The organism is Jatrophihabitans sp. (assembly GCF_036388195.1).
GTDB lineage: Bacteria > Actinomycetota > Actinomycetes > Mycobacteriales > Jatrophihabitantaceae > Jatrophihabitans_A.
On record NZ_DASVSG010000025.1, the window covers coordinates 1 to 19,956 of the forward strand.

Below are 19,956 nucleotides of genomic sequence, written 5' to 3' on the forward strand. Positions count from 1 at the left end.
CGGGTGCAGCGCAAGAAGGCGCCCGAGGGCTTCGTGTCCTGGTCGAAGGCCACTCATGATCGGCTGATCACCGCCGAGCCGGAGCCGCTGACCTCGCACTTCCAGGTCTCGCACTCGATGCTGCTCAACGTCGTCGCGCGGCCCGGCGACGCCTTCGCCGCGATGCGTACCCTGCTGCTGGACAATCACGAACCGCGGGCCGCCCAGCGTCGCCACGTGCGGACTGCGATCCAGGCGTACCGGTCGCTGCTGCGGGCCGGGGTGATCGAACGGCTGGAGGTTCCCGACGACACCGGCCGGACCGTCCGGCTCACCGTCGACCTGCCGCCGAACTTCGCGTTGAACCAACCGCTGTCCACCTTCGCGCTGGCGGCCATCGAGCTGCTCGACAGCGAGTCCGACACCTTCGCCCTGGACGTGCTGTCCGTTATCGAGGCGACCCTGGAAGACCCGCGCCAGGTGCTGTACGCCCAACAGTCCAAGGCGCGCGGCGAGGCGGTCGCCCAGCTCAAGGCCGAGGGCGTCGAGTACGAGGAACGGATGGTGCTGCTGGAGGAGGTGACCCACCCCCGCCCGCTCGCGGAGTTGCTCGAGGCCGCATACCAGATGTACCTGAAGGGCCACCCCTGGTTGATCGACCATCAGCTCTCGCCCAAGTCGGTCGTGCGCGACCTGTGGGAACGCGCCATGAGCTTCTCCGAGTACGTCTCCTTCTACGGCCTTACCCGCTCGGAGGGCCTGCTGTTGCGCTACCTCAGTGACGCCTACCGCGCCTTGCGAGCCGGTGTGCCGCACGCCGCCCGGACCGAGACGGTGGAGGACCTGACCAGCTGGCTGGGTGAGCTGGTGCGCCAGGTGGACTCCAGCCTGCTCGATGAATGGGAGCAGCTGACCAATCCGGAGTCGGGGTTGGAGCCCGCCGCTGTGCTGTCAGCGCCCACCCGGCCGCTGACCGCCAACACCCGGGCCTTCACGGTGCTGGTGCGCAACGCCATGTTCCGCCGGGTGGAGCTGGCCGCCAGGCGCCGCTACCTGGAGCTGGGCGAGCTCGACGCCGGCGACGGCTGGGATGCCGAGGCCTGGGAGGCCGCGCTGAGCGAGTACTTCGGCGAGTACGACTGGATCGGCATCGGATCCGATGCCCGAGGCCCCAGCCTGTTCGGGGTCACTGTCGAGCCGGGGCGCTGGCTGGTCCGGCAGGCCTTCCAGGACCCGAACGGCGACCACGACTGGGGAATCAGCGCCGAGGTCGACCTTGCCGCCAGTGACGAGGCCGGCGAGGCGGTGCTGCGGATCACCCGGGTGGATCGCTGGTGAGCGGGGCGGCGCCGACGGTGGACTCGCGCACCTGGAGGCGATGCCCGACGACCACATCCACCGGCGGCCCGTCCGCGCCGTCGCGGACCCGGCGGCACAGCAGGTCCACCGACATCTCGGCGATCTCCTGCTTGTCCGGGGCGATGCTGGTCAGGCTGGGGGTGCTGAACCTGGCCTCCTCGATGTCGTCGAATCCGACCACCGCGACGTCCTCGGGCACCCGCAGCCCGCTGGACAGCAGCGTCCGGATGGCCCCCATGGCAAGCAGGTCATTGACGCAGAACACCGCGTCCGGCCTCTTCCTGGCGCTGAGCAGCCGGGCCATCGCCGCCGCGCCCTCGGCCCGGCCGAACGGGCTGGCCCGGACGACCAGGTCCTGATCGACGTGCTGGCCGGCCTCGGCCAGGGCGGCCCGGAAGCCCGACAGCCGCACCGCCGCGGTGCGCATCCGGCTGTGCGCTCCGAGGAAGGCGATCCGCTGGCGGCCCAGGTCGATCAGGTGCCGGGTTGCCTCGTGCGCTGCCCGCACGCTGTCGACCGCGACGTGGTCGGTGGCGGCACTGGCGAACCGCTCCCCGAGCAGCACCATCGGCCGCTGCCGGGCCAGGCCCGCGACATCGGCGCCGGTGAGCGCGAGCGGGCTGGCGATGGACCCGTCGATCCGGCTGGATCGCGAGCCGCCGGCTGCCAGCTTCTCCCGGCTCCGATCACCGCCGGTCGGGTCGATCAGCACCATCCAGCCGCGCCGCTCAGCGGCGTCCACGATCAGGCTGGCGATCTCGGCGAAGTAGGGCTCGTCCAAGGCCGGGATCGCCAGCGCGATCAGGTCAGTCCGGCCGGTACGCAGCCCGCGGGCGGAGGTGTTGGGCCGGTAGTCCAGCGCGTCCAGGGCCGCGCGCACCCGCGACCGGGTGTCCGCGCTGACGAACGGGTAGTCGTTGACGACGTTGGACACCGTCTTGATCGACACGCCGGCCAGCCGAGCGACGTCCTTCATGCTGGCGGCCATCCGCTGTCGTCCTTTCGCTGTCGCCGCGGTCCCACTCCGCCCGGCCGAGCGATTCCTGCAAGGTACCCGGTCGTTATCCACTGCAGGACCGGTGTCTGCAACTTTGCACCGGTCCTGGCGGGCACACTGGACCAACCGGGGAGTTTGCGCCGCCAGCACAACAAGATCACGCCGGAGACCGCTTGCGACCGACGCTAGATCACGGCTTTATGTTTAATTAGCGTAAAGACTTCCGTAGTCAACAGCCAGCGGATACGGTCCGTTCGACTTCATGCTCTGCTTACGGGGGAGGGCTCGTTGCGTACGACCGATCCGGCGATGCGGGCTGAGACGACCCTGCGTTGGGATCGCACCATCGATCGCGCCCTGGTGCATCGGAATTCGGTCGCCGAGGTCCTGCTCACGGATCTGATCAGGCTCGACCAGACGGAGTTGCTGGTAGCAGCCCAGTGGCCCAGATCGCATCGGGTGTACCGGCCCGACCGCTATGGCCGCCACGACCCCATGCTGCTCCTGGAATCCATCCGGCAAACCGGGCTGGCCGTGTCGCACTACGCATTCGGGGTCGGCTACGACCAGCAGTCCTTGATGCGGGACGTCGGTTTCGTCCTCGATCAGCGCAGCGAGCCGCGGGCGCTGCTGTCCTCGACCAACCTCGCCATCACCGTCGGATGCCGGGATCTGATCATGCGGGGCGATCAGCTGCGCGGCATGACCATCGAGCTGTCCTTCTCCGCCGATGGGCTGCCCTTCGCCACCGGGCACGGAACCGTCCGATGGATCTCGTCGCAGAGTTACACCGCACTGCGGGCTCGCAGCGGCATCCGGCTGGACTGGGACCAACTGCGGTGGAGCAGCGTCATCCCGACGCGCAGGGCCTCCTCGGTGCGTGCCGCCGAGGACGTGCTGCTCAGCCGCAAGGCCGGGTTGGGCAGCAGGCGGCGTCTGGTGGTGCCCCTGGATCATCCCGTCTACTTCGACCACCCGTTGGATCACGCGCCCGGCATGCTGCTCATCGATGCCGCCTGGCAGGCCGTGGCGGAGCAGCGCGGCGACGGCGCCCGGCTGGTCGCCTGCACCCTGGATTGTTCGGTATTCACCGAACTGGGCGTGGATACCGACATCGTGCTCCGGCAGGTGTCCAGCGATACCACCGAGTTCGCCGTGCAACAGCAAGGGCGTCAGACCGCGTCGGGATCCCTGCGAGCGGCATCCTGACCCCTGGCTCCCGCTGCGGCCAGCGCCCGCGGGTCGATGCTCAGTCGAAGTCGGGGTCCGCCGCGTCCGGTGTCCGGCGAACCGCGGCTCGCACCCGTCGCACCGCGCGCTGGGTGGCCGACCAATCGGGGTCGACGGCCACCCCGACGAGGAACACCTTCCAGAACTCGTCGAGCCGGGTTTCCAGATCGACCCGGTTGGTCAGGATCTCCGACACGTGCTGGATGCCGAAGAAGCTGCCGACCAGCGCCCGGGCGGTGGCGCCAGGCACCAGCCCGGGACGCAGCTGCCCCTCCCGGCGGGCCTGGGCGAACAGCTCCTGCAGGATGGCGACCCAGCCCACGAACGGCGTCGGCATGGCGGCGTTCACCAGCTCGCGCTCGAAGGACAGCCGGACGCCGGCCGTGGTCAGGATGTCGTCGCGGAACCTGCTCCCCACCTCGTAGGTCAGCGCGACGATGCCGGTCAGCGCGTCGGGTGAGTGCTGGATGATCCCCTCCACCACGGGCGGCCATTGCGCGAACTGCTCCTCGACCACCGCGACGGCGAGCGCTTCCTTGCTGGGGAAGTGGAAGTACACCGCGCCCTTGGTGACCCCGGCGGCCTCCACGATGTCGTTCATGCTGGCCGCCAGGAAGCCGGTCCGCGCGAAGACCTCGGCAGCGGCGATCAAAACCCGGCTGCGGGTCAGGACCGCTCGCTGCTGCATCGCCACTGGCGCATTCCTCCTTGATCTTGCGAGTTGTGAAGTGTATCGGCCCGCTCTCGCGGCATGCTTGCACCGGTTTGCCCGATAAGCACTGTCTCACCGATAAAAAAGACCGCCTGGTCGGTTTACTTTTCCGGCCCATCGGGCTAGTCTGCCTCCAGCGGCGCGCGGAGTCAGGTCAACTCCTGCAGCGCCGCGCCAACTTGTGCGGGGCTGTTTCCGGACCGCGTCGGCGGCCACAACCGGTGTGACCGGGTGGCCGCATGCCGACCGGTCGGTATTCCCCGGTATTGTCGCGTTTCCGCTGTGGTGTCACATGATCCCCGATCAGGCAGGCGGTCTGCTGTCGCCGATGAGGTGCTTAGTTTAGGCAGATAACTTTTACCTTGACGAGTCCGGCCCGGCCAAAATCGATGCAGCGGGCGACCCCGGCAGGGGCAACGAGCTGACCGGCACACCGGCTGACAGCGGCGCCGTCCGACAGCCGCAGGGGGCAGCGGGTGAAGATGTGTGGCGGTGGCGGTGGGATTTGAACCCACGGAGGCTTTCACCTCACACGCTTTCGAGGCGTGCTCCTTCGGCCGCTCGGACACGCCACCGCGGACGACAATACAGTCACCGGCGGTCGGCGAAGAAGCGGGTCAGCAACTCGGCACACTCGTCCTGCCGGACGCCGGCGAGCACCTCGGGACGGTGATTGAGCCGCCGGTCGCGCACCACATCCCACAGCGAGCCGGCCGCGCCGGCCTTGTCGTCCCAGGCGCCGAACACCAGCCGCCGGATCCGTGCCAGCACCACGGCGCCGGCGCACATCGTGCAGGGCTCGAGGGTCACCACCAGGGTGCACCCGGTCAGCTGCCAGTCCCCCAGCACCTTCCCGGCCCGCCGCAGCGCCAGCACCTCGGCGTGCGCGGTCGGATCGGCGCTCAGCCGACGCAGGTTGTGACCGGTGGCCAGCACCGCGCCCTGCGCCGAGAGCACCACCGCCCCCACCGGCACCTCGCCAGCGGCCAGCGCCGCCCCTGCCTCGCGCAGCGCGACACCCATCGCCTCGTGGTCGCTGGTGACCTCGCTGCTCACCCGGTCCAGCTCACCCGCGGATGGCCTCGAATTCGGCCAGGCAACCCAGCCGGTCGCAGACCGTCTCGATCAGGTCGGCAGGCAGGGTGCCCTCGTGCACCGCAAGCTCGATCAGCTCCGGCGCCGGCACCCGGAGGTCGGCAAGCAGCTGCGGATCTCCGAACGGCGCGGCGTCGTGCACGCCGGTCGGTGCGTCCTCGTCGCCGTCCAGCGGGTCGCCACCGATCTCGGGCAGCCCGTCGGCGAACAGCTGCGCGATCGGGTAGTCATCGGCGGCGTGGCCGTTGGACAGGAACACCCGGATCGGCTCGGCGGCCTGGTCGGCCGCGGCGTCCAGCCGGGCCAGCACGGCGTACTCGTCGTCCTGCTCCACCGCCAGCAGCCGGACCGGGTGATCGAAGTCGCGCAGGACGTCGCAGACGTCGTCGATCGACTCGCACGCGTCGAGGTTGACCTCCTCCAGCAGCCAGCGGGAGCCGGCCTGATCCTTGCCCAGCAGGGCGAGCGCGAAGTAACTCACAGAGCCACCCGGCCGGCCGAGCGAGCCCTGCGAAATTCCTCCTCCAACCCGATCCGTGCGATCACGGCATCGAGCATGTCTTCGGGGTAGGCATCCAGATCGTCAAGAATCGATTCCATCTCGTCCTCGCCGAGTTCCAGATCGCTGAACAGGTCCAGCTCGCCGATCGGCCAGACCTCATCGAGCTCGTCGTCCTCGGGCGGGTCCTCCCCCAGCCTGCTGAGCACCTGGGCCGCCAACGGGAACTCGACCGAGGCGGTCAGGTCCGACAGCAGCAGATCGATCCGGGGGCCGTGCGAACGGGCGATCAGGAAGAACTCGTCATCGACATTGGCGACCACGAACGGGCCACCCTCGGGCGGCTGGCTGCGCAGTGCCGACAGCAGCACGCTCAGGTCCTCCAGGACGGCCGAGGGGAGCGCATCGCAGCGCCACACCCCACCTTCGCGGAATGCCGCTACCGCGTAACTGCCTTCTCCCATGACCCCAGCCCCTCGCAGTGCCAAACGGTGTCGAGCCGATGTAGTAGCGAACTGACCTTGGGGGAGATCCTGGCATGGATCGGGTGTCCAACAAAGCCCGCGACGGATCGGGCGCGGCCGCCCCATGGCGGCGCGTGGTGGGGGCGGCCCGGGCTGGTTCGTTCCCGTCCGGTGTCGGCCCGGCATCGGTACGGTTACGCTCCGCTACCAACGGTCTGTAGCTGAGCGGCGCCGGTTATACGTTCGAGTGGTGCCAGATTCGTTCGACCGCATCGCCGTGCTGGGGCTCGGCCTGATCGGCGGCTCCCTCCTCCAAGCGCTCGCGCGTGGCGGGTACACGGTCACCGGATATGACCCCGACCCGGTCGAGGCGGGCGCGGCTCGGGGCATCGGCTACACCGTGGCCGCCAGCGCCTTCGACGCGGTGGCCGGCGCTGACCTGATCGTCCTGGCGATGCCGTTGCCACACCTGGACGCCGCCCTCGAGGCGATCAGCCCCTCAGTCGCCCCGAACGCCGTCCTCACCGACGTCGGAACCCTCAAGGCGCCGGTGTTGCAGGCAGTACGCAGGCGCCTGCCCCGCGCCCGGTTCGTGGGCGGGCACCCGCTGGCCGGCACCGAGCAGTCCGGGTTCCTGGCCGGCCACCCGTTGCTGTTCCGGGACGCGCCCTGGGCGCTGATCCTGGAGCCGGACACCGATCTGCAGGCATGGCTGTCGCTGGCGGTGCTGCTGTGCGACCTCGGCGCCAAGCCGGTGCCGACCACCGCGGCCGAGCAGGATGCCGCCATCGCCCGGGTGATCGGCCTGCCGCACATGCTGGGCGAGGCGCTGGCCCTGACCGGCCTGCGCGGCGGGGAGCTGGGGCTCTCGCTGGCCGCCGGGTCCTACACCTCCGGCAGCCGGGTCGCCCGGACCAGGCCGGAGCTGGTCGCGACCTGGTGCGACGGCAACCCCGCGCTGATCTCCGCCCTCGACGATGCCATCGCCTGGCTGACCTCCAGCCGGGATACCCTGGCCGCCGGCGGCTCGGTGCTGCCGCTGGCCGAGGCCGGACACCGGGCCCGGATGGAGTGGGAGCGCCGCGAGTTCGGCCCGGTCGACCTGCCGGTCGATGCCGAGGCGCTGCGCCAGCACGGTCGCGATGGCGGCTGGATCACCGCGGTGGTCGAGAAGGACGGCCCGGAGCTCGGCGAGTTGCGGCTGCTGGGCATGCGTCCGGTGCGCTGATCGACCCGGGTCGGACACAATTGGCAGCGTGATCAGACTCCGCACCGGCGTGCCCCTGATAGAGCTCGAGCGCAGCGGCGTGGTGGAGTCGGTGCACACCGGCCACCTCGTCGTGCTGGCGCCGGACGGCAGCGTCCGGTTCGCTGCCGGGGACGTCAGCCAGCCGGTGTTCGGCCGGTCCTCGCTCAAGCCGCTGCAGGCAGTCGGCATGTTGCGCGCAGGGGTCGACTTCGAGTCCTCGGAGCTGGCGCTGGCAGCGTCCTCGCACTCCGGATCCCCCCAGCACCGGCAGCTCATCGCCAACCAGTTGCACGCGGCCGGGCTGACCGAGGACGACCTGGAGTGCCCGCCGGACCTGCCGGTGGGTGAGCCGGAACGCCGCGCGCACCTGATGGCCGGCCTTGCCGAATCCCGGCTGGCGATGAACTGCTCCGGCAAGCATGCCGGGATGCTGCTGGCCTGCCTGCGCAACGACTGGCCGATCTCCGGTTACCTGGCGCCGGCCCATCCGTTGCAGCAGCTGCTGGCCGCGACCGTCACCGAGCTGACCGGCGAGCCGATCGCCGCGACCGGGGTGGACGGTTGCGGCGCCCCGCTGTTCGCCATCAGCCTGACCGGGTTGGCCGGCGCGTTCAGCCGGATCGCCACCGGCCAGGCCGAGCTGCGCCGGGTGGCCGAGGCTATCCGGAGCCATCCGGACCTGCTGGGCGGCGGCGGTCGCGGGGTGACCCGGCTGATCCAGGCGGTGCCCGGCCTGATCGCCAAGGACGGCGCGGAGGGCGTCTACGCCGCGGCGTTGCCCGACGGCGGGGCGGTGGCGCTGAAGATCGACGACGGCGCGTCCCGGGCGGCGGAGCTGGCCGTCGTTCTCGGCCTGCGGCAGCTCGGGGTGAGCGGCCCGGCCCTGGACGAGCTCGGCGCCCAGCCGGTCCTCGGCGGCGGGCGGCCGGTGGGACGGCTGCGGCCGGTGGTGGGTTGAAGGCCGGTGGTCGGGTGAACGTAGGGGGTTGGGGTGGACGCCGGTCGGGTGAACGCCGGGGGCTGGGTGAACGCCGGGTGATCGGGTGAGCGCCGGTGGTCGGTTGCGCCAGTCGCGATCGCGCGCCTGAGGGCACAGCCGGATACGGGAGGTCGTAGCCTTCAGCCCATGACTCACGTCCAGCCCACTCGGACCGAGCAGGCAGCGGCGCCCGCACTGGCCGCCAGCGTCTCGCTTCCCGAGCGGCTCGGCTACCGGGTCAAGCGGGTGCTTCTCGGCCCGCCGCTGGTGTCCTCGCAGCTGCACGAGGAGAAGCTGTCGAAGAAGACGGCGCTGGGCGTGCTCTCCTCCGACTGCATCTCCTCCTCCGCCTACGGCACCGAAGAGATGCTGATCGTGCTGCTCGCGGTGTTCGGGCTGGCCGGCTTCCACATCCTGGCGCCGATGACAGCGGTCATCCTGGTGATCCTGACCCTGATGACGCTGTCCTACCGCGAGGTCGTCATGGTCTACACCCGGGCCGGCGGCAGCTATGTCGTCTGCCGGGAGAACTTTGGGTACAAGACGGCGCAGATCGCGGCGGTGGCCCTGCTGATCGACTACGTCGTGACGGTGGCGGTGCAGGTCGCCGCCGCGGTGGCCGCGATCACCTCCGCGGTGCACGAGCTCAGCGCCTACAAGGTCGAGCTCTGCATCCTGATCATCCTGTTGCTCGCCTACGCCAACCTGCGGGGGGTCAGGGAGGCCGGCAAGGCGTTCGCGTTTCCGACCTATTTCTTCTTCACCTCGATGACGGTCGTGATCGTGGTCGGGCTGATCCGGGAAGTGCTCGGCGAGCTGCCGAGGTATGAGATGGACCGGGTCGTCGGCGGCCAGCACCAGCTGCCGATCCATGACCAGGGCCACGCCATCTTCTCCTCGCTGGCGGTCTTCTACCTGCTCAAGGCCTTCGCGAACGGCGGCGCCTCGCTGACCGGACTGGAAGCGATCTCCGACGGGGTCAGCGCGTTCAAGCATCCACCGGGGCCCAATGCCCGCCGCACCCTCGGGATCATGTCGGCGATGCTGGCGTTCCTGGTCTGCGGCGTCGGCTGGCTGTCCATGGAGACCCACTCGGCCCCGTTCCGCGAGGGCACTCCCACCGTCATCTCCCAGGTGGCCCAGGCGGCCTTCGGCCATGGACTGGTCGGCGACATCGGATTCGGCATCGTGCAGCTCGCCACCGCGCTGATCCTCATCACCGGCGCGAACACCCCGTTCACCGGCTTTCCGTTCCTGGCCAACTTCGTCGCCGAGGATTCCTTCCTGCCGCGGCAGCTGACCCGGCGCGGCCACCGGCTGGCCTTCAGCAACGGGATCTTCATCCTGACGCTGTTCTCGATCCTGCTGCTGGTGGTGGGCAACGCCAACGTCGACAAGCTGGTGCCGTTCTACTCCCTCGGGGTGTTCACCGGCTTCACCCTGGCCGGCTTCGGGATGGCGAAGTACCACACCATCCACAAGCAGCCGGGCTGGCGGAAGAAGTGGTGGATCAACGCCTCGGGTGGTGGCCTGTCGCTGACGATCGTGCTGATCACCGCCGTGGTGAAGTTCACCGAGGGCGCCTGGCTGGTGCTGGTGCTGGCGCCGATCATGTGGCTGGGCCTGATGCGCCTGAACCAGCAGTACCGCGACGAGGCCCGCGCGCTGAACCTGGTGACCAACGCGCTCGGCAAGGGCGCCTCGCTGCCGAACTACCCCCGCCACGTCGTGCTGGTGCTGGTGGACCGGCTGGACCTGGCCGTCGTCCGGGGCCTCCGGTACGCCGGCAGCCTGCGGCCCACCGATCTGCGCGCCGTGCACGTCTCGCTGGACGGCGACCGGGCCGCGGAGCTGGAGCGGTCCTGGATCGAGCGCGGCCTCGGCGACCGGGTGCCGCTGGAGGTGGTCGAATGCCCGGACCGCCGGCTGGTCCGGGCGGTCGCCGAGACGGCGTTGGGCGCGGTGATCGGTGAGCGTGCCGAGGTGACGGTGCTGCTGCCCCGCCGGACGTTCAAGCGATTCTCCCAGCGGATCCTGCACGACCGGACCGCCGACCGGATCGCCGGCGCGATGGCCAAGCTGCCGCACGTGTCGGCCACCATCGTCCCGTTCGACACCACGCTGAACGAGGCGCAGGAGGAGGAACTCGAACGCCAGCGCGCCAAGGCCAATGAGCGCGCCGCGCTGAGCACGGAACCCGGTACGCCGGACGGTCGCCAGCTCCAGCCGGCGACCGCGGAAACCGGCAGTGCGCCTGACACGCGGGCCGACCCGGGGGTCGAGACGGAGCCGGATGAGAACGGCGTGCTGCCGATCGCTGCGGTGAAGTGGAAGCAACGGGTCACCATCGAGGGCCGGATCAAGATCGTGCAGGTGGGCACCACGGCGGGCAAGTCGCTGGAGGCCCAAGTCTTCGACTCCACCGGCGGCATGCGGCTGCTGTTCTTCGGCCGCACCCGGATCCCGGGGATCGAGCCCGGGTCGATGGTCCGGGTGACCGGCACGGTCGGTGAGTACAAGGGCCATCTGGCGCTGGCCAACCCGCGTTATGAGTTGCTGCCGGCCGACGCCAAGTTCCACTGAGCGGCGGCTGAGATGTCCGAATCGAGCGAGCAGGTCAGGCCCCAGCGGATGCGCGGCAACCGTCCCGCGTACACCACCGAGACGCTGCTGGACGTAGCGGTCACGGTGTTCACCACCCGGGGCTACGAAGGCACCTCGATGGAGGATCTGGCTGCCGCCGCCGGGTTGAGCAAGTCCTCGATCTATCACCACGTGCAGGGCAAGCAGCAGCTGCTGGCGCTGGCCCTGGACCGGGCGCTGGACGGGCTGTTCGCGGTGCTGACCCAGCCCGGGGCGACGACCGGGCCCGCGGTGGACCGGTTGACCCATGTCATCCGGGGCACGGTCGCGGTCCTGCTCGACGAGCTGCCCTACGTCACGCTGCTGCTGCGGGTGCGGGGCAACAGCCCCACCGAGCTGGCCGCGCTGGCCCGGCGGCGGGAGTTCGACCAGCTGGTGGCCAACCTGGTGCTGCAGGCCCAGCGCAACGGCGAGGTGGACCCGCGGCTGGATGCCGCGGTAGCCACCCGATTGATCTTCGGCATGATCAACTCGCTCACCGAGTGGTACCGGCCCGGCCGGGCTGACCGGGTCGATCTGCCCGAGACGGTGGTGCAGCTGGTGCTGACCGGCCTGGCGCCGCGCTGAGCCGGCCGTCTCCGCTGGCCCTGTGCCGGCCGAGCTTGGCAGCCTGGCTAAACTAGGACGGCTGTTCGAGTAAGCCCCTATCGTCTAGTGGCCTAGGACGCCGCCCTTTCACGGCGGTAGCACGGGTTCGAATCCCGTTGGGGGTACGCGGCAGGCATGACCGGCCGGGCACGTAGTATGGTTTCGCAGGTTGCCGCAGATTGTTTCAGATTGTTTCTAGGCCCCGTAGCGCAGTTGGTTAGCGCGCCGCCCTGTCACGGCGGAGGTCGCGGGTTCGAGTCCCGTCGGGGTCGCACCTAGGTCCGGTTCCCTCTCGCGAGGGAGCCGGACCTTGTGCTGTGCCCGCAACAGCCGTAGCCGCCCGGCTCGCGGGGCAAGGTCGATAGGGCGCGTCACACACCCCGGATCTCGCGTAGGAGCGACCACACCCGTCGCCCGCTGAAGATGAGCGCTGCGAGCAGGATTCCGACTACGGCCCACACGGCGAAATCCCAGACGCGGTCCCACTCTTTCGGCACCGGCAGCAGCACTGTCGCCGGAATGGAGGCGAGCGCGGCAAGGAGCGGCAGGATGACGTCCGTCTTGTGATCGGCGATCAGCGTGGTGAGTCGTTGGCGCTGGGGCAGGCCTTCGACGTTTCCCCGAGCGTTGATCATGGCTCTGATCAGCCCGAAACAGTCGCTACTGGCAAGTAACATCGTGCTCACGAAGATCGCTCCGGCACCGGCTCGTGCGACCAGCAGCGTGGGGTGATTGAACCGGCGCCCCTTGCTCTTCACCAGCGGTACCCAGCCGAGCCGTTGACGCTTGAAGGGCCGGCGGCGGAACCATCCACGGTAGAGAAGGGGCCAGGCTCCCTCCCGCAGGAAGGGAGCTACCAATCGCCCGGCCTCATCGGATGCGAACATGTCGTTATAGCTCCGGTTACCGGCTATGCCGACATGCTCCGGCAGTGACCTGAACAAGCTCGAGGTCAGGGCAGCGCGGGTGAGCTGGCACTGCACCCCCACCCGGCGGGTCTGCAGCCGCGGGACCATCGGATCTTCCGGGCCGCACACCTGCACCTCGTCAGTCCCGAACAGGGCGTCATATGCTTCCTGTGAAGGCACGCCCAGGTTGGCCTGTCCCTCCACGATCAGGATGCCGCCGTCGCAGACCCAGTCGAGCAGGTTGGACCGACGGTGCCGAAGCCAATGCTGGGCGGCGTCCGCGCCGAAGTCCGGATCACCGTTGGCCGCGTCCCAGTTGATGATGACGACCTTGGCCTCTCGGATGGCCTCCAGCGTCGTCTGGGTCAGGTGACTCATCGGAGCGGCGACGTCATCGGCCAAGCTGCGCACCCGTAAGGTCGCTGGCTGTGCGATCGCTCCGTCGGCAAGGGCCCGGGCCCAGTGCTGCCCACGCGCACGGCCGCGTCGATCGGCGAGTATCAGGATCTCCGTCCGCGGCTTGTCGGGGTGGAACGACCGGGTGCGCCACCGATCGCGGACGAACGCGAAGAGGCGCCCGGTGAGCGAAGTGAACGTGGACGTGATCAGCCTTTTCACGGCAGCCCCCGCAGGTGAACGAGCCACATCAGGGTCCATTCTGAACCGCCCACGGGCTACCTCCTAGAAGAATTTGGCATGGCTTTGACGGCCGGGCACAGGGGTTGCGGGCACAGTGGCTACGGGACGGGGGGGTAAACGCACCGTGGATACGAACGAAATGGATTCAGACAAAGTGATTATGGCCAGAGTGGTTACGGGCATGGTCGTTACGTGAGTGTCGTGAGGTCGAGCCAGGTGAGCGAGCACCGGACCCCCGTGCTGGTCACGGTGGCGCACGGAACCCGGGACCGCGCCGGAGTGGCCGAGATCGAGCGGCTGGCCGAGCTGGTACAGCTGGCGCGGCCGGATGTCGAGGTGCGGCTGGGTTGGCTGGAGCTGGCCTCACCACTGCTGGCGGAGCTGCTCCCGGCGATCACCGGTCCGGTGGTGGTGGCGCCGCTGCTGTTGTCCACCGGCTACCACGTCAAGATCGACATCGCCTCGGTGGTCGGCGGCCGTCCGGACACCGCGGTGGCCCGACAGCTGGGCCCGGACCCCCGGATCACCGGCGTGGTGTGGGAGCGGCTGCGCGAGGCCGGTGGCGTGCCCGCTGCCGGAGCGGTGCTGCTCGCGTCCGGGTCGAGCGATCCGGAGGCCGCCGAGAACCTGGCCGTGGCCGCCGACCAGCTGGCGGAGCAGGCCGGCTGCCCGGTCTACCCGCGGTTCCTGACCGACCCGCGGTGGCGCGACGGCCTGCCGCCCGGGGTGACGGTGGCCAGCTACCTGCTTGCGCCGGGTTACTTCTCCGACCGGCTGGCCGGCCTGGGCCGGACGGAGCTGGGGCTCGACCGGGTGACGCGGCCGATCGGAGCTCATCCGGCGGTGGCCGAGGTGGTCTGGGACCGTTACGACGAGGCGGTCCGGACGCTGTGGCCGTGACCATCGGCGCTACCCCCAGGGCGCTCGGGTAGACTTCCGGACGCTCGCGGATCGCGTCCGTGGGTGCACGGCCAGGTAGCTCAGTTGGTACGAGCGACCGCCTGAAAAGCGGTAGGTCGGCAGTTCGATCCTGCCCCTGGCCACCAGTGCGAGCCGGTGTTTCCCACCAGGTCGACCTTCGGCCTTCGAGGCGGGCCACTTGGCCTTGGAACAGCAGCCTGGGCAGTTACCGACCGGTCATGGGCTGGTCACCGGGATCGCTGCTCCCTCGGCCGTCAGCAGGACCCGCGCGCCGAGGGGCTCGGACAGCTGCACCGTCACCGTTCGGCGGGCGGCTATCGCCGGGCACGCCTGCGAGGACGTGCTGCCTTGCGGGTTCGGCGTGACCTCCCGGGGCGTCACCACGACGGCGGTGCTGGACTCGGCCACGTCGGCGGTGTAGTCCGCTCCGCACGGCGACGGACCAGCCGGACTCCCGTAGAAGCTGTAGGTCAGCGACCGCCCGTCCTCGCTCACGCTCGCCCGGCGATCGAGCCCGGTGGAGTCCCCTGTCGTCGAGCGCCACAGGTACTTGGAGTCGATCGCGAGCACCTGGACCGGATTGGTGACCTGGTCCAGCTGGAAGCGCCAGGCCGGCAGCGTCCGCGGGCCACGGTCGGTGTCGAACGCCGCCTGGGCCAGCGACACCTTGACGATCCGCAGCGGCCGGGTCCCCGGTTGAGGGGTTCCGATCGCTCGGAGCCGGCCGAGCGCGGCCATGGCCGAGACGATGTCGTACCCGGCTGAGCTCACCGGACCGGTGGGCGCGGTGGTGGCCAGCTCGAAGCTGCCCGCGAGGTAGGCCAGCTTGCCCTCGTCGGTCAGGAACCCGGTCGCCGGATCGATCACCGCGCCATTGGTCAGGATCAACGGCCGGGGATCAGCGGCGACCGGAAAGGATTGCCACTTCGCCAGCGCATCGGCCGGGCGCGCGGTGGCCGGCGCCCGGCCCACGCCGTCGGTGGCGCCGGGGCCGGGGCCGGCGGAGCCGCCGGTTCCCGGACCGGTGGAACCGGGGCCGCAGGCCGTCAGCACGACCGTGACCGCCACTGCTGCCCACCTGGACATGCGGCAGCTCGACCTGACCGCATGGAACCCTGCCTCGTCGCCCATCTGGCTCTCCTCTTCGCCCACAACATAGATGCGCCGGCGCGCGGTGATGTTGCACGACCTGCCTGGCCAGTTCGCGGTCAGCGGCTGCTGACCGCGATCGGAGCACCGTCGGCAGTGAGCAGCACCCGGCCTCCGAGCGGCGCGGCCAGCTCTAGCGTGACCGTCCGGCGATGGCCCATGGTGGCGCAGGCGATCTCCGCGCCGTCCGGCGCCCAGGTGGCCGGCTGCTGGTTCTGAACGTCGGATCCGTCGCGAAGCGGTATACACCGTCCGCTGTTCCAGCGTGGCACGTCCAGTAGAGAATCTGGCCCGGATGGAATGCAGTGGCGCCAATCCGAGACAATGGGACCTAGCACCCGCCACGTTCTGACAGGAGAGCCGTGAAAACCGCCGAGGTACGCCAGCGCTTCGTGGATCATTTCGTCCGCCACGGGCATGAGGTCGTTCCCGGCGCACCGCTGCCCTTCGACGACCCCAACCTGCTGTTCATCAACGCCGGCATGGTGCAGTTCGTGCCGTACTTCACCGGCCAGCTCGAGCCGCCGTGGTCGCGGGCCACCAGCGTGCAGAAGTGCGTGCGCACCCAGGACATCGAGGAGGTCGGCAAGACCACCCGGCACGGCACCTTCTTCCAGATGAACGGCAACTTCAGCTTCGGCGACTACTTCAAGGAAGAGGCGATCGCGCTGGCCTGGGAGCTGGCCACCAAGCCGGTCGGCGACGGCGGCTACGGCCTGGACGGCGAGCGGATCTGGGCGACGGTCTACCTCGACGACGACGAGGCCATCGACATCTGGCGCCGGGTCATCGGGCTGCCCGCTGAGCGGATCGTCCGGCGCGGGATGGCCGACAACTTCTGGTCGATGACGGTGCCCGGCCCGTGCGGCCCGTGCAGCGAGCTGTACTACGACCGGGGCGCGGCCTACGGACCCGAAGGCGGGCCGGCGGTCGACGAGGACCGGTTCATGGAGTTCTGGAACCTGGTCTTCATGCAGAACGAGCGGGGCGCCGGCCCGGCCAAGGAGGGCTATCCGATCCTGGGCGAGCTGCCCCGCAAGAACATCGACACCGGCATGGGCTTGGAGCGGATGGCGACCCTGCTGCAGCGCGTGGACAACCTGTACGAGATCGACGAGACCCGTCCGGTGCTCGACCGGGCGGCCCAGCTGGCCGGCAGGCGGTACGGCGGCGAGTCCGGCCCGTCGGCGGCCGAGGCCACGCCGGACGACGTCCGGCTGAGGGTGATCGCCGACCACGTGCGGACCGGCCTGATGCTGGTCGCCGACGGCGTCACGCCCAGCAACGAGGGCCGCGGCTACGTGCTGCGCCGGATCCTGCGCCGGGCGGTGCGCTCGGCCCGGATGCTCGGCGGCGAGTTCACCGACGGCTCGGTGTTGCCGCAGTTGCTGCCGGTGGCCCGGGACGCGATGGCGCCCAGCTACCCGGAACTGGCCACCGACTACGACCGGATCGCGATGATCGCCTACGGCGAGGAGGACGCCTTCCGCCGCACGCTGACCTCGGGCACCACCATCCTCGATGTCGCGGTGCGCGAGGCCCGGCAGGAGAAGCGCCCGACGCTGTCGGGTGAGCGCGCCTTCACGCTGCACGACACCTATGGCTTTCCGATCGACCTCACCATCGAGATGGCGGCCGAGGCCGGCCTGAGCGTCGACCAGGACGAGTTCCGACGGCTGATGGCCGAGCAGCGCCAGCGGGCCAAGGCCGACGCCCGGTCGAAGAAGTCCGGGGTGGCCAGCACCGCTGCCTACCGCGAGTTGCGCGAGCACGGGCCGACGATCTTCACCGGGTACGAGACCCTGGAGACCGAGTCCCGGGTCCGCGGCATCATCCGCAAGGACGAGCTGATCGAGGTGGCGGGCCCCGGCGAGACCGTCGAGGTGGTGCTGGATGCGACCTCGTTCTATGCCGAGTCCGGCGGGCAGATCGCCGACGAGGGCGTCATCGTCGTCCCCAGCTCCAGCTCGGAGACCCGGCTGCGGGTGCTCGACGTCCAGCGGCCGATCAAGGGGCTGATCGTGCACCGGGTGCACGTGGAGTCCGGTGAGCTGCGGACCGGCGTCGAAGCGGTCGCGCAGGTGGACCCGGAATGGCGGCTGTCGGCCAGGCAGGCGCACTCGGGCACCCATGTGGTGCACGCGGCGTTGCGTGAGGTGCTCGGCCCGTCCGCGCTGCAGAGCGGCTCGTACAACAAGCCGGGCTACCTGCGGCTGGACTTCGCCTGGTCCAAGGGCCTGGACGAGCGGACCCGTACCGACATCGAGGAGACGGCGAACCGCGCGCTGCGGCGGGACCTGCCGGTCGCGGTGCGGTACATGCCGCTGTCCCAGGCGCGCGAAGAGGGCGCGCTGGCGCTGTTCGGCGAGACCTACGACGCCGAGGTCCGGGTGGTCGAGATCGGTGGCGCGTGGTCACGTGAGCTGTGCGGTGGCACCCACGTGTCGCACTCGTCCCAGGTGGGCGCCCTGGCGATCACCGGCGAGTCCTCGGTGGGCGCGGGGGTACGCCGGATCGAGGCCTACGTCGGCCTGGACGCAATCAAGTTCCTGGCCAACGAGCGTGCCCTGGTGGCCGCGCTGTCGGACCTGGTGAAGGTGCCGGCGGCGGAGCTGCCGGACCGGATCGAGTCGCTGATCACCCGGCTGCGCAATGCCGAACGCGAACTGGACCGGCTGCGGGCCGGCCAGGTGCTGCAGCAGGCGGGGCCGCTGGCCCAGCGCGCGACCGACGTCGCGGGCGTGCAGCTGCTCACCGAGCTGGTGCCGCCCGGGGTCGCGGTCAATGACCTGCGCACCCTGGCGGTCAACGTCCGGGACCGGCTGGATCAGGCGCGGCCGGCGGCCGTGCTGCTGGCCTCGGCCACCGAGGACCGGCTGTCCTTCGTGGCCACCGTCAACTCCGCCGGCGTGGCGGCCGGGCGGTCGGCCGGTGACCTGGTCAAGGTGCTGGCGCAGTCCCTCGGCGCTCGTGGCGGCGGCAAGGCCGACGTCGCGCAGGGCGCCGGTGGGTCACCGAACGACGCTCCGGCGGCCTTCCAAGCGGTGCGTGATTCCCTGCTCGGGGCGTCCTGAGGTGTGCTGAGGCAGGGGCCGGCCAACTAACAGCCGGGCCCCAATCTCTCCGTAAGTGGATGTTCCAGGGTGCCGGCCCGGGCACGTGCCGGGCCGGCTGGCCGATACAGGCCTGCGTTATGGTTTCCTGCAATTGGCGGTGGCGCTCGCACTCGTCGCCGCGCCGCTGCTGTCGGTCACGTACACATTGAAGATGCGGACAGTGTTCCACTTGCAGTTTCCGGTGATGGTCTGCGTGCTGGCCCAGTACTGGTCACCGCAGCACCAGGTGAAGACCGTCCAGTAGTAGCTGTAGCTACCGGTGCCGCCCGACGGATTGGCCGTGCAGGAGAAGGTGGCGTAGTTGGCGGGGTCGGGGGCGTATGGGCCCGTTACCACGCAGCTCGCGGACACCGTGAGCGGTGAGGCATGGGCGGCCGGAGCCACCGACATGGTGAAGACGAACGCCAGTACGGCCACCAGACGAGCGAACAGACGAGCGGTCATGACATGTCTCCTTCGAAGCACGGGGGAGCGCTACTTTGGCATAGCTACACCCACTGTGTCGAGGTTGTCCGTCCGGATACTTCCGGCTGATCGCGGACCGGTCAGGGACGCTCACCCGCCAGCCGGTCCAGGTACCGCTGCGCCGACCGCCGGACGGCCGCGGCGCCGTCGCGCACCACTACCCGTCCCCACCAGCCGCCGTAGATCCGGTCGAAGTCGAACGGCGCGATCCGCTCCACGATCTGGTTGATGGTGGCCGGGTCCAGCGGGATCAGGTTGGGAAAGCTCCACATGAAGCTGACCCACTCCCGGTCCTGCACCACGGTGATGGTGTCGCCGGTCAGCAGCGCGCCGCGGCCCTCGGCGCCGGCCGGCCAGTGCAGCACCGCCGCCCCGTCGAAGTGACCGCCGATCCTGGCCAGGGTCAGCCCCGGCACCGGCTCGACCCTGTCCTGCCACAGCCGCACCCGATCAGACGGGCGCTGGATCCACTGCCGGTCAGCCTCCGGGATCAGGATCGGGGCGTCGAACGCGTCGGCCCACTCCACGCACGCCGCGTAGAAGTGCGGGTGCGACAGGCAGATCGCCTGGATGCCGCCCCGCCGGGAGACCTCGGCATAGGCAGCGTCGTCGAGCAACGAGACACAGTCCCACAGCACGTTACCGCCCGGCGTGCTGACCAGCAGCGCGCGCTGGCCGATCGCGAACGACGGCTCGGTGCCGATGCCCAGCAGGTCCGGCTCCTCCTCGCGCAGCACGCTGGAGCGGTCGGCGGCGAGCTCGGCCATCGTGGTCCAGCGTTGGCCCTCCCAGCCGACGTACTGCCGCTCGTCCTCGCAGATCGGGCAGCTCGCGGGTAGGGAATCGGTGTCGGCCTGCTGCACTCCGCAGGTCCAGCAGATCCATGCAGACATACCGCGATTCTGGCACCCCGCGGGCACCGGCTAGGTTCGTAGGTATGCATCTGGTGATCTCCGGCAACCCG

18 protein-coding genes and 4 tRNA genes are annotated in these 19,956 nt (G+C 69.9%); 11 read left to right on the forward strand and 11 right to left on the reverse strand.

What is annotated here, in order from left to right:
* The coding region (locus VF612_RS01925) for a DUF3516 domain-containing protein (RefSeq protein ID WP_408658162.1) at positions 1-1,317 on the forward strand (1,317 nt) is incomplete at its 5' end.
* On the opposite strand, the gene VF612_RS01930 is transcribed toward VF612_RS01925, so the two are convergent.
* Positions 1,295-2,326, reverse strand: coding sequence for a LacI family DNA-binding transcriptional regulator (locus tag VF612_RS01930; RefSeq protein WP_408658163.1), 1,032 nt, complete (start codon positions 2,324-2,326; stop codon positions 1,295-1,297). The two genes, VF612_RS01925 and VF612_RS01930, sit on opposite strands and share 23 nt — an antisense overlap.
* A 297-nt stretch (positions 2,327-2,623) precedes the next feature.
* Here VF612_RS01930 and VF612_RS01935 point away from each other — a divergent pair, with 297 nt between their 5' ends.
* On the forward strand, positions 2,624-3,544 hold the full coding sequence (locus VF612_RS01935; RefSeq protein ID WP_408658164.1) for a ScbA/BarX family gamma-butyrolactone biosynthesis protein: 921 nt from the start codon (positions 2,624-2,626) through the stop codon (positions 3,542-3,544).
* 40 nt (positions 3,545-3,584) lie between these two features.
* On the opposite strand, the gene VF612_RS01940 is transcribed toward VF612_RS01935, so the two are convergent.
* From VF612_RS01940 to VF612_RS01960, 5 genes are all read right to left on the reverse strand, one after another.
* Positions 3,585-4,253: a ScbR family autoregulator-binding transcription factor gene (locus VF612_RS01940; RefSeq protein WP_408658215.1), complete on the reverse strand. Its 669-nt coding sequence runs from the start codon at positions 4,251-4,253 to the stop codon at positions 3,585-3,587.
* 511 nt (positions 4,254-4,764) lie between these two features.
* A tRNA-Ser gene (locus tag VF612_RS01945) sits at positions 4,765-4,852 on the reverse strand.
* Between the two features lie 16 nt (positions 4,853-4,868).
* Complete coding sequence (gene tadA, locus VF612_RS01950; RefSeq protein WP_408658165.1) at positions 4,869-5,333, reverse strand: tRNA adenosine(34) deaminase TadA; 465 nt, start codon at positions 5,331-5,333, stop codon at positions 4,869-4,871.
* 10 nt (positions 5,334-5,343) lie between these two features.
* On the reverse strand, positions 5,344-5,853 hold the full coding sequence (locus VF612_RS01955) for a tRNA adenosine deaminase-associated protein (protein WP_408658166.1): 510 nt from the start codon (positions 5,851-5,853) through the stop codon (positions 5,344-5,346).
* Positions 5,850-6,335, reverse strand: coding sequence for a tRNA adenosine deaminase-associated protein (locus VF612_RS01960; protein ID WP_408658167.1), 486 nt, complete (start codon positions 6,333-6,335; stop codon positions 5,850-5,852). Before VF612_RS01960 ends, VF612_RS01955 begins: the two co-directional genes overlap by 4 nt.
* Before the next feature lie 250 nt (positions 6,336-6,585).
* Here VF612_RS01960 and VF612_RS01965 point away from each other — a divergent pair, with 250 nt between their 5' ends.
* The 6 genes from VF612_RS01965 to VF612_RS01990 all read left to right on the forward strand — a co-directional run bounded on the left by VF612_RS01965 (position 6,586) and on the right by VF612_RS01990 (position 12,066).
* Positions 6,586-7,563 carry a prephenate dehydrogenase/arogenate dehydrogenase family protein gene (locus tag VF612_RS01965; protein WP_408658168.1) on the forward strand — a complete coding sequence of 326 codons (978 nt, stop codon included), beginning with the start codon at positions 6,586-6,588 and terminating at the stop codon, positions 7,561-7,563.
* 28 nt (positions 7,564-7,591) lie between these two features.
* Positions 7,592-8,542 (forward strand): asparaginase, encoded by a 951-nt coding sequence (locus VF612_RS01970; protein ID WP_408658169.1) that lies wholly within the window; start codon positions 7,592-7,594, stop codon positions 8,540-8,542.
* A 168-nt stretch (positions 8,543-8,710) separates the two neighbouring features.
* Complete coding sequence (locus tag VF612_RS01975; RefSeq protein WP_408658170.1) at positions 8,711-11,146, forward strand: amino acid permease; 2,436 nt, start codon at positions 8,711-8,713, stop codon at positions 11,144-11,146.
* 12 nt (positions 11,147-11,158) lie between these two features.
* Complete coding sequence (locus VF612_RS01980) at positions 11,159-11,773, forward strand: TetR/AcrR family transcriptional regulator (protein ID WP_408658171.1); 615 nt, start codon at positions 11,159-11,161, stop codon at positions 11,771-11,773.
* A 73-nt stretch (positions 11,774-11,846) separates the two neighbouring features.
* A tRNA-Glu gene (locus tag VF612_RS01985) sits at positions 11,847-11,919 on the forward strand.
* Between the two features lie 73 nt (positions 11,920-11,992).
* Positions 11,993-12,066 (forward strand) — tRNA-Asp (locus VF612_RS01990).
* A gap of 99 nt (positions 12,067-12,165) precedes the next feature.
* On the opposite strand, the gene VF612_RS01995 is transcribed toward VF612_RS01990, so the two are convergent.
* Complete coding sequence (locus VF612_RS01995) at positions 12,166-13,320, reverse strand: hypothetical protein (protein ID WP_408658172.1); 1,155 nt, start codon at positions 13,318-13,320, stop codon at positions 12,166-12,168.
* A 237-nt stretch (positions 13,321-13,557) separates the two neighbouring features.
* On the opposite strand from VF612_RS01995, the gene VF612_RS02000 reads away from it, so the two are divergent.
* Together VF612_RS02000 and VF612_RS02005 are read left to right on the forward strand one after the other, a co-directional pair.
* Positions 13,558-14,241, forward strand: a complete 684-nt coding sequence (locus VF612_RS02000) for a sirohydrochlorin chelatase (RefSeq protein ID WP_408658173.1) — start codon at positions 13,558-13,560, stop codon at positions 14,239-14,241.
* A gap of 69 nt (positions 14,242-14,310) precedes the next feature.
* A tRNA-Phe gene (locus VF612_RS02005) sits at positions 14,311-14,387 on the forward strand.
* Positions 14,388-14,478: 91 nt separating this feature from the next.
* On the opposite strand, the gene VF612_RS02010 is transcribed toward VF612_RS02005, so the two are convergent.
* Positions 14,479-15,330 (reverse strand): hypothetical protein, encoded by an 852-nt coding sequence (locus tag VF612_RS02010; protein WP_408658174.1) that lies wholly within the window; start codon positions 15,328-15,330, stop codon positions 14,479-14,481.
* Between the two features lie 140 nt (positions 15,331-15,470).
* The gene (locus VF612_RS02015; RefSeq protein ID WP_408658175.1) at positions 15,471-15,683 is read right to left on the reverse strand and encodes a hypothetical protein; all 213 of its coding nucleotides are present in this window, start codon (positions 15,681-15,683) and stop codon (positions 15,471-15,473) included.
* A 90-nt stretch (positions 15,684-15,773) separates the two neighbouring features.
* Here VF612_RS02015 and alaS point away from each other — a divergent pair, with 90 nt between their 5' ends.
* The gene (gene alaS, locus VF612_RS02020; protein WP_408658176.1) at positions 15,774-18,485 is read left to right on the forward strand and encodes an alanine--tRNA ligase; all 2,712 of its coding nucleotides are present in this window, start codon (positions 15,774-15,776) and stop codon (positions 18,483-18,485) included.
* A gap of 117 nt (positions 18,486-18,602) precedes the next feature.
* Here the strand turns inward: alaS and VF612_RS02025 are convergent, their stop codons facing one another.
* Positions 18,603-18,971 carry a hypothetical protein gene (locus tag VF612_RS02025; RefSeq protein WP_408658177.1) on the reverse strand — a complete coding sequence of 123 codons (369 nt, stop codon included), beginning with the start codon at positions 18,969-18,971 and terminating at the stop codon, positions 18,603-18,605.
* A 101-nt stretch (positions 18,972-19,072) separates the two neighbouring features.
* Positions 19,073-19,885, reverse strand: coding sequence for an MBL fold metallo-hydrolase (locus VF612_RS02030; RefSeq protein WP_408658178.1), 813 nt, complete (start codon positions 19,883-19,885; stop codon positions 19,073-19,075).
* Positions 19,886-19,956: the final 71 nt, after the last annotated feature.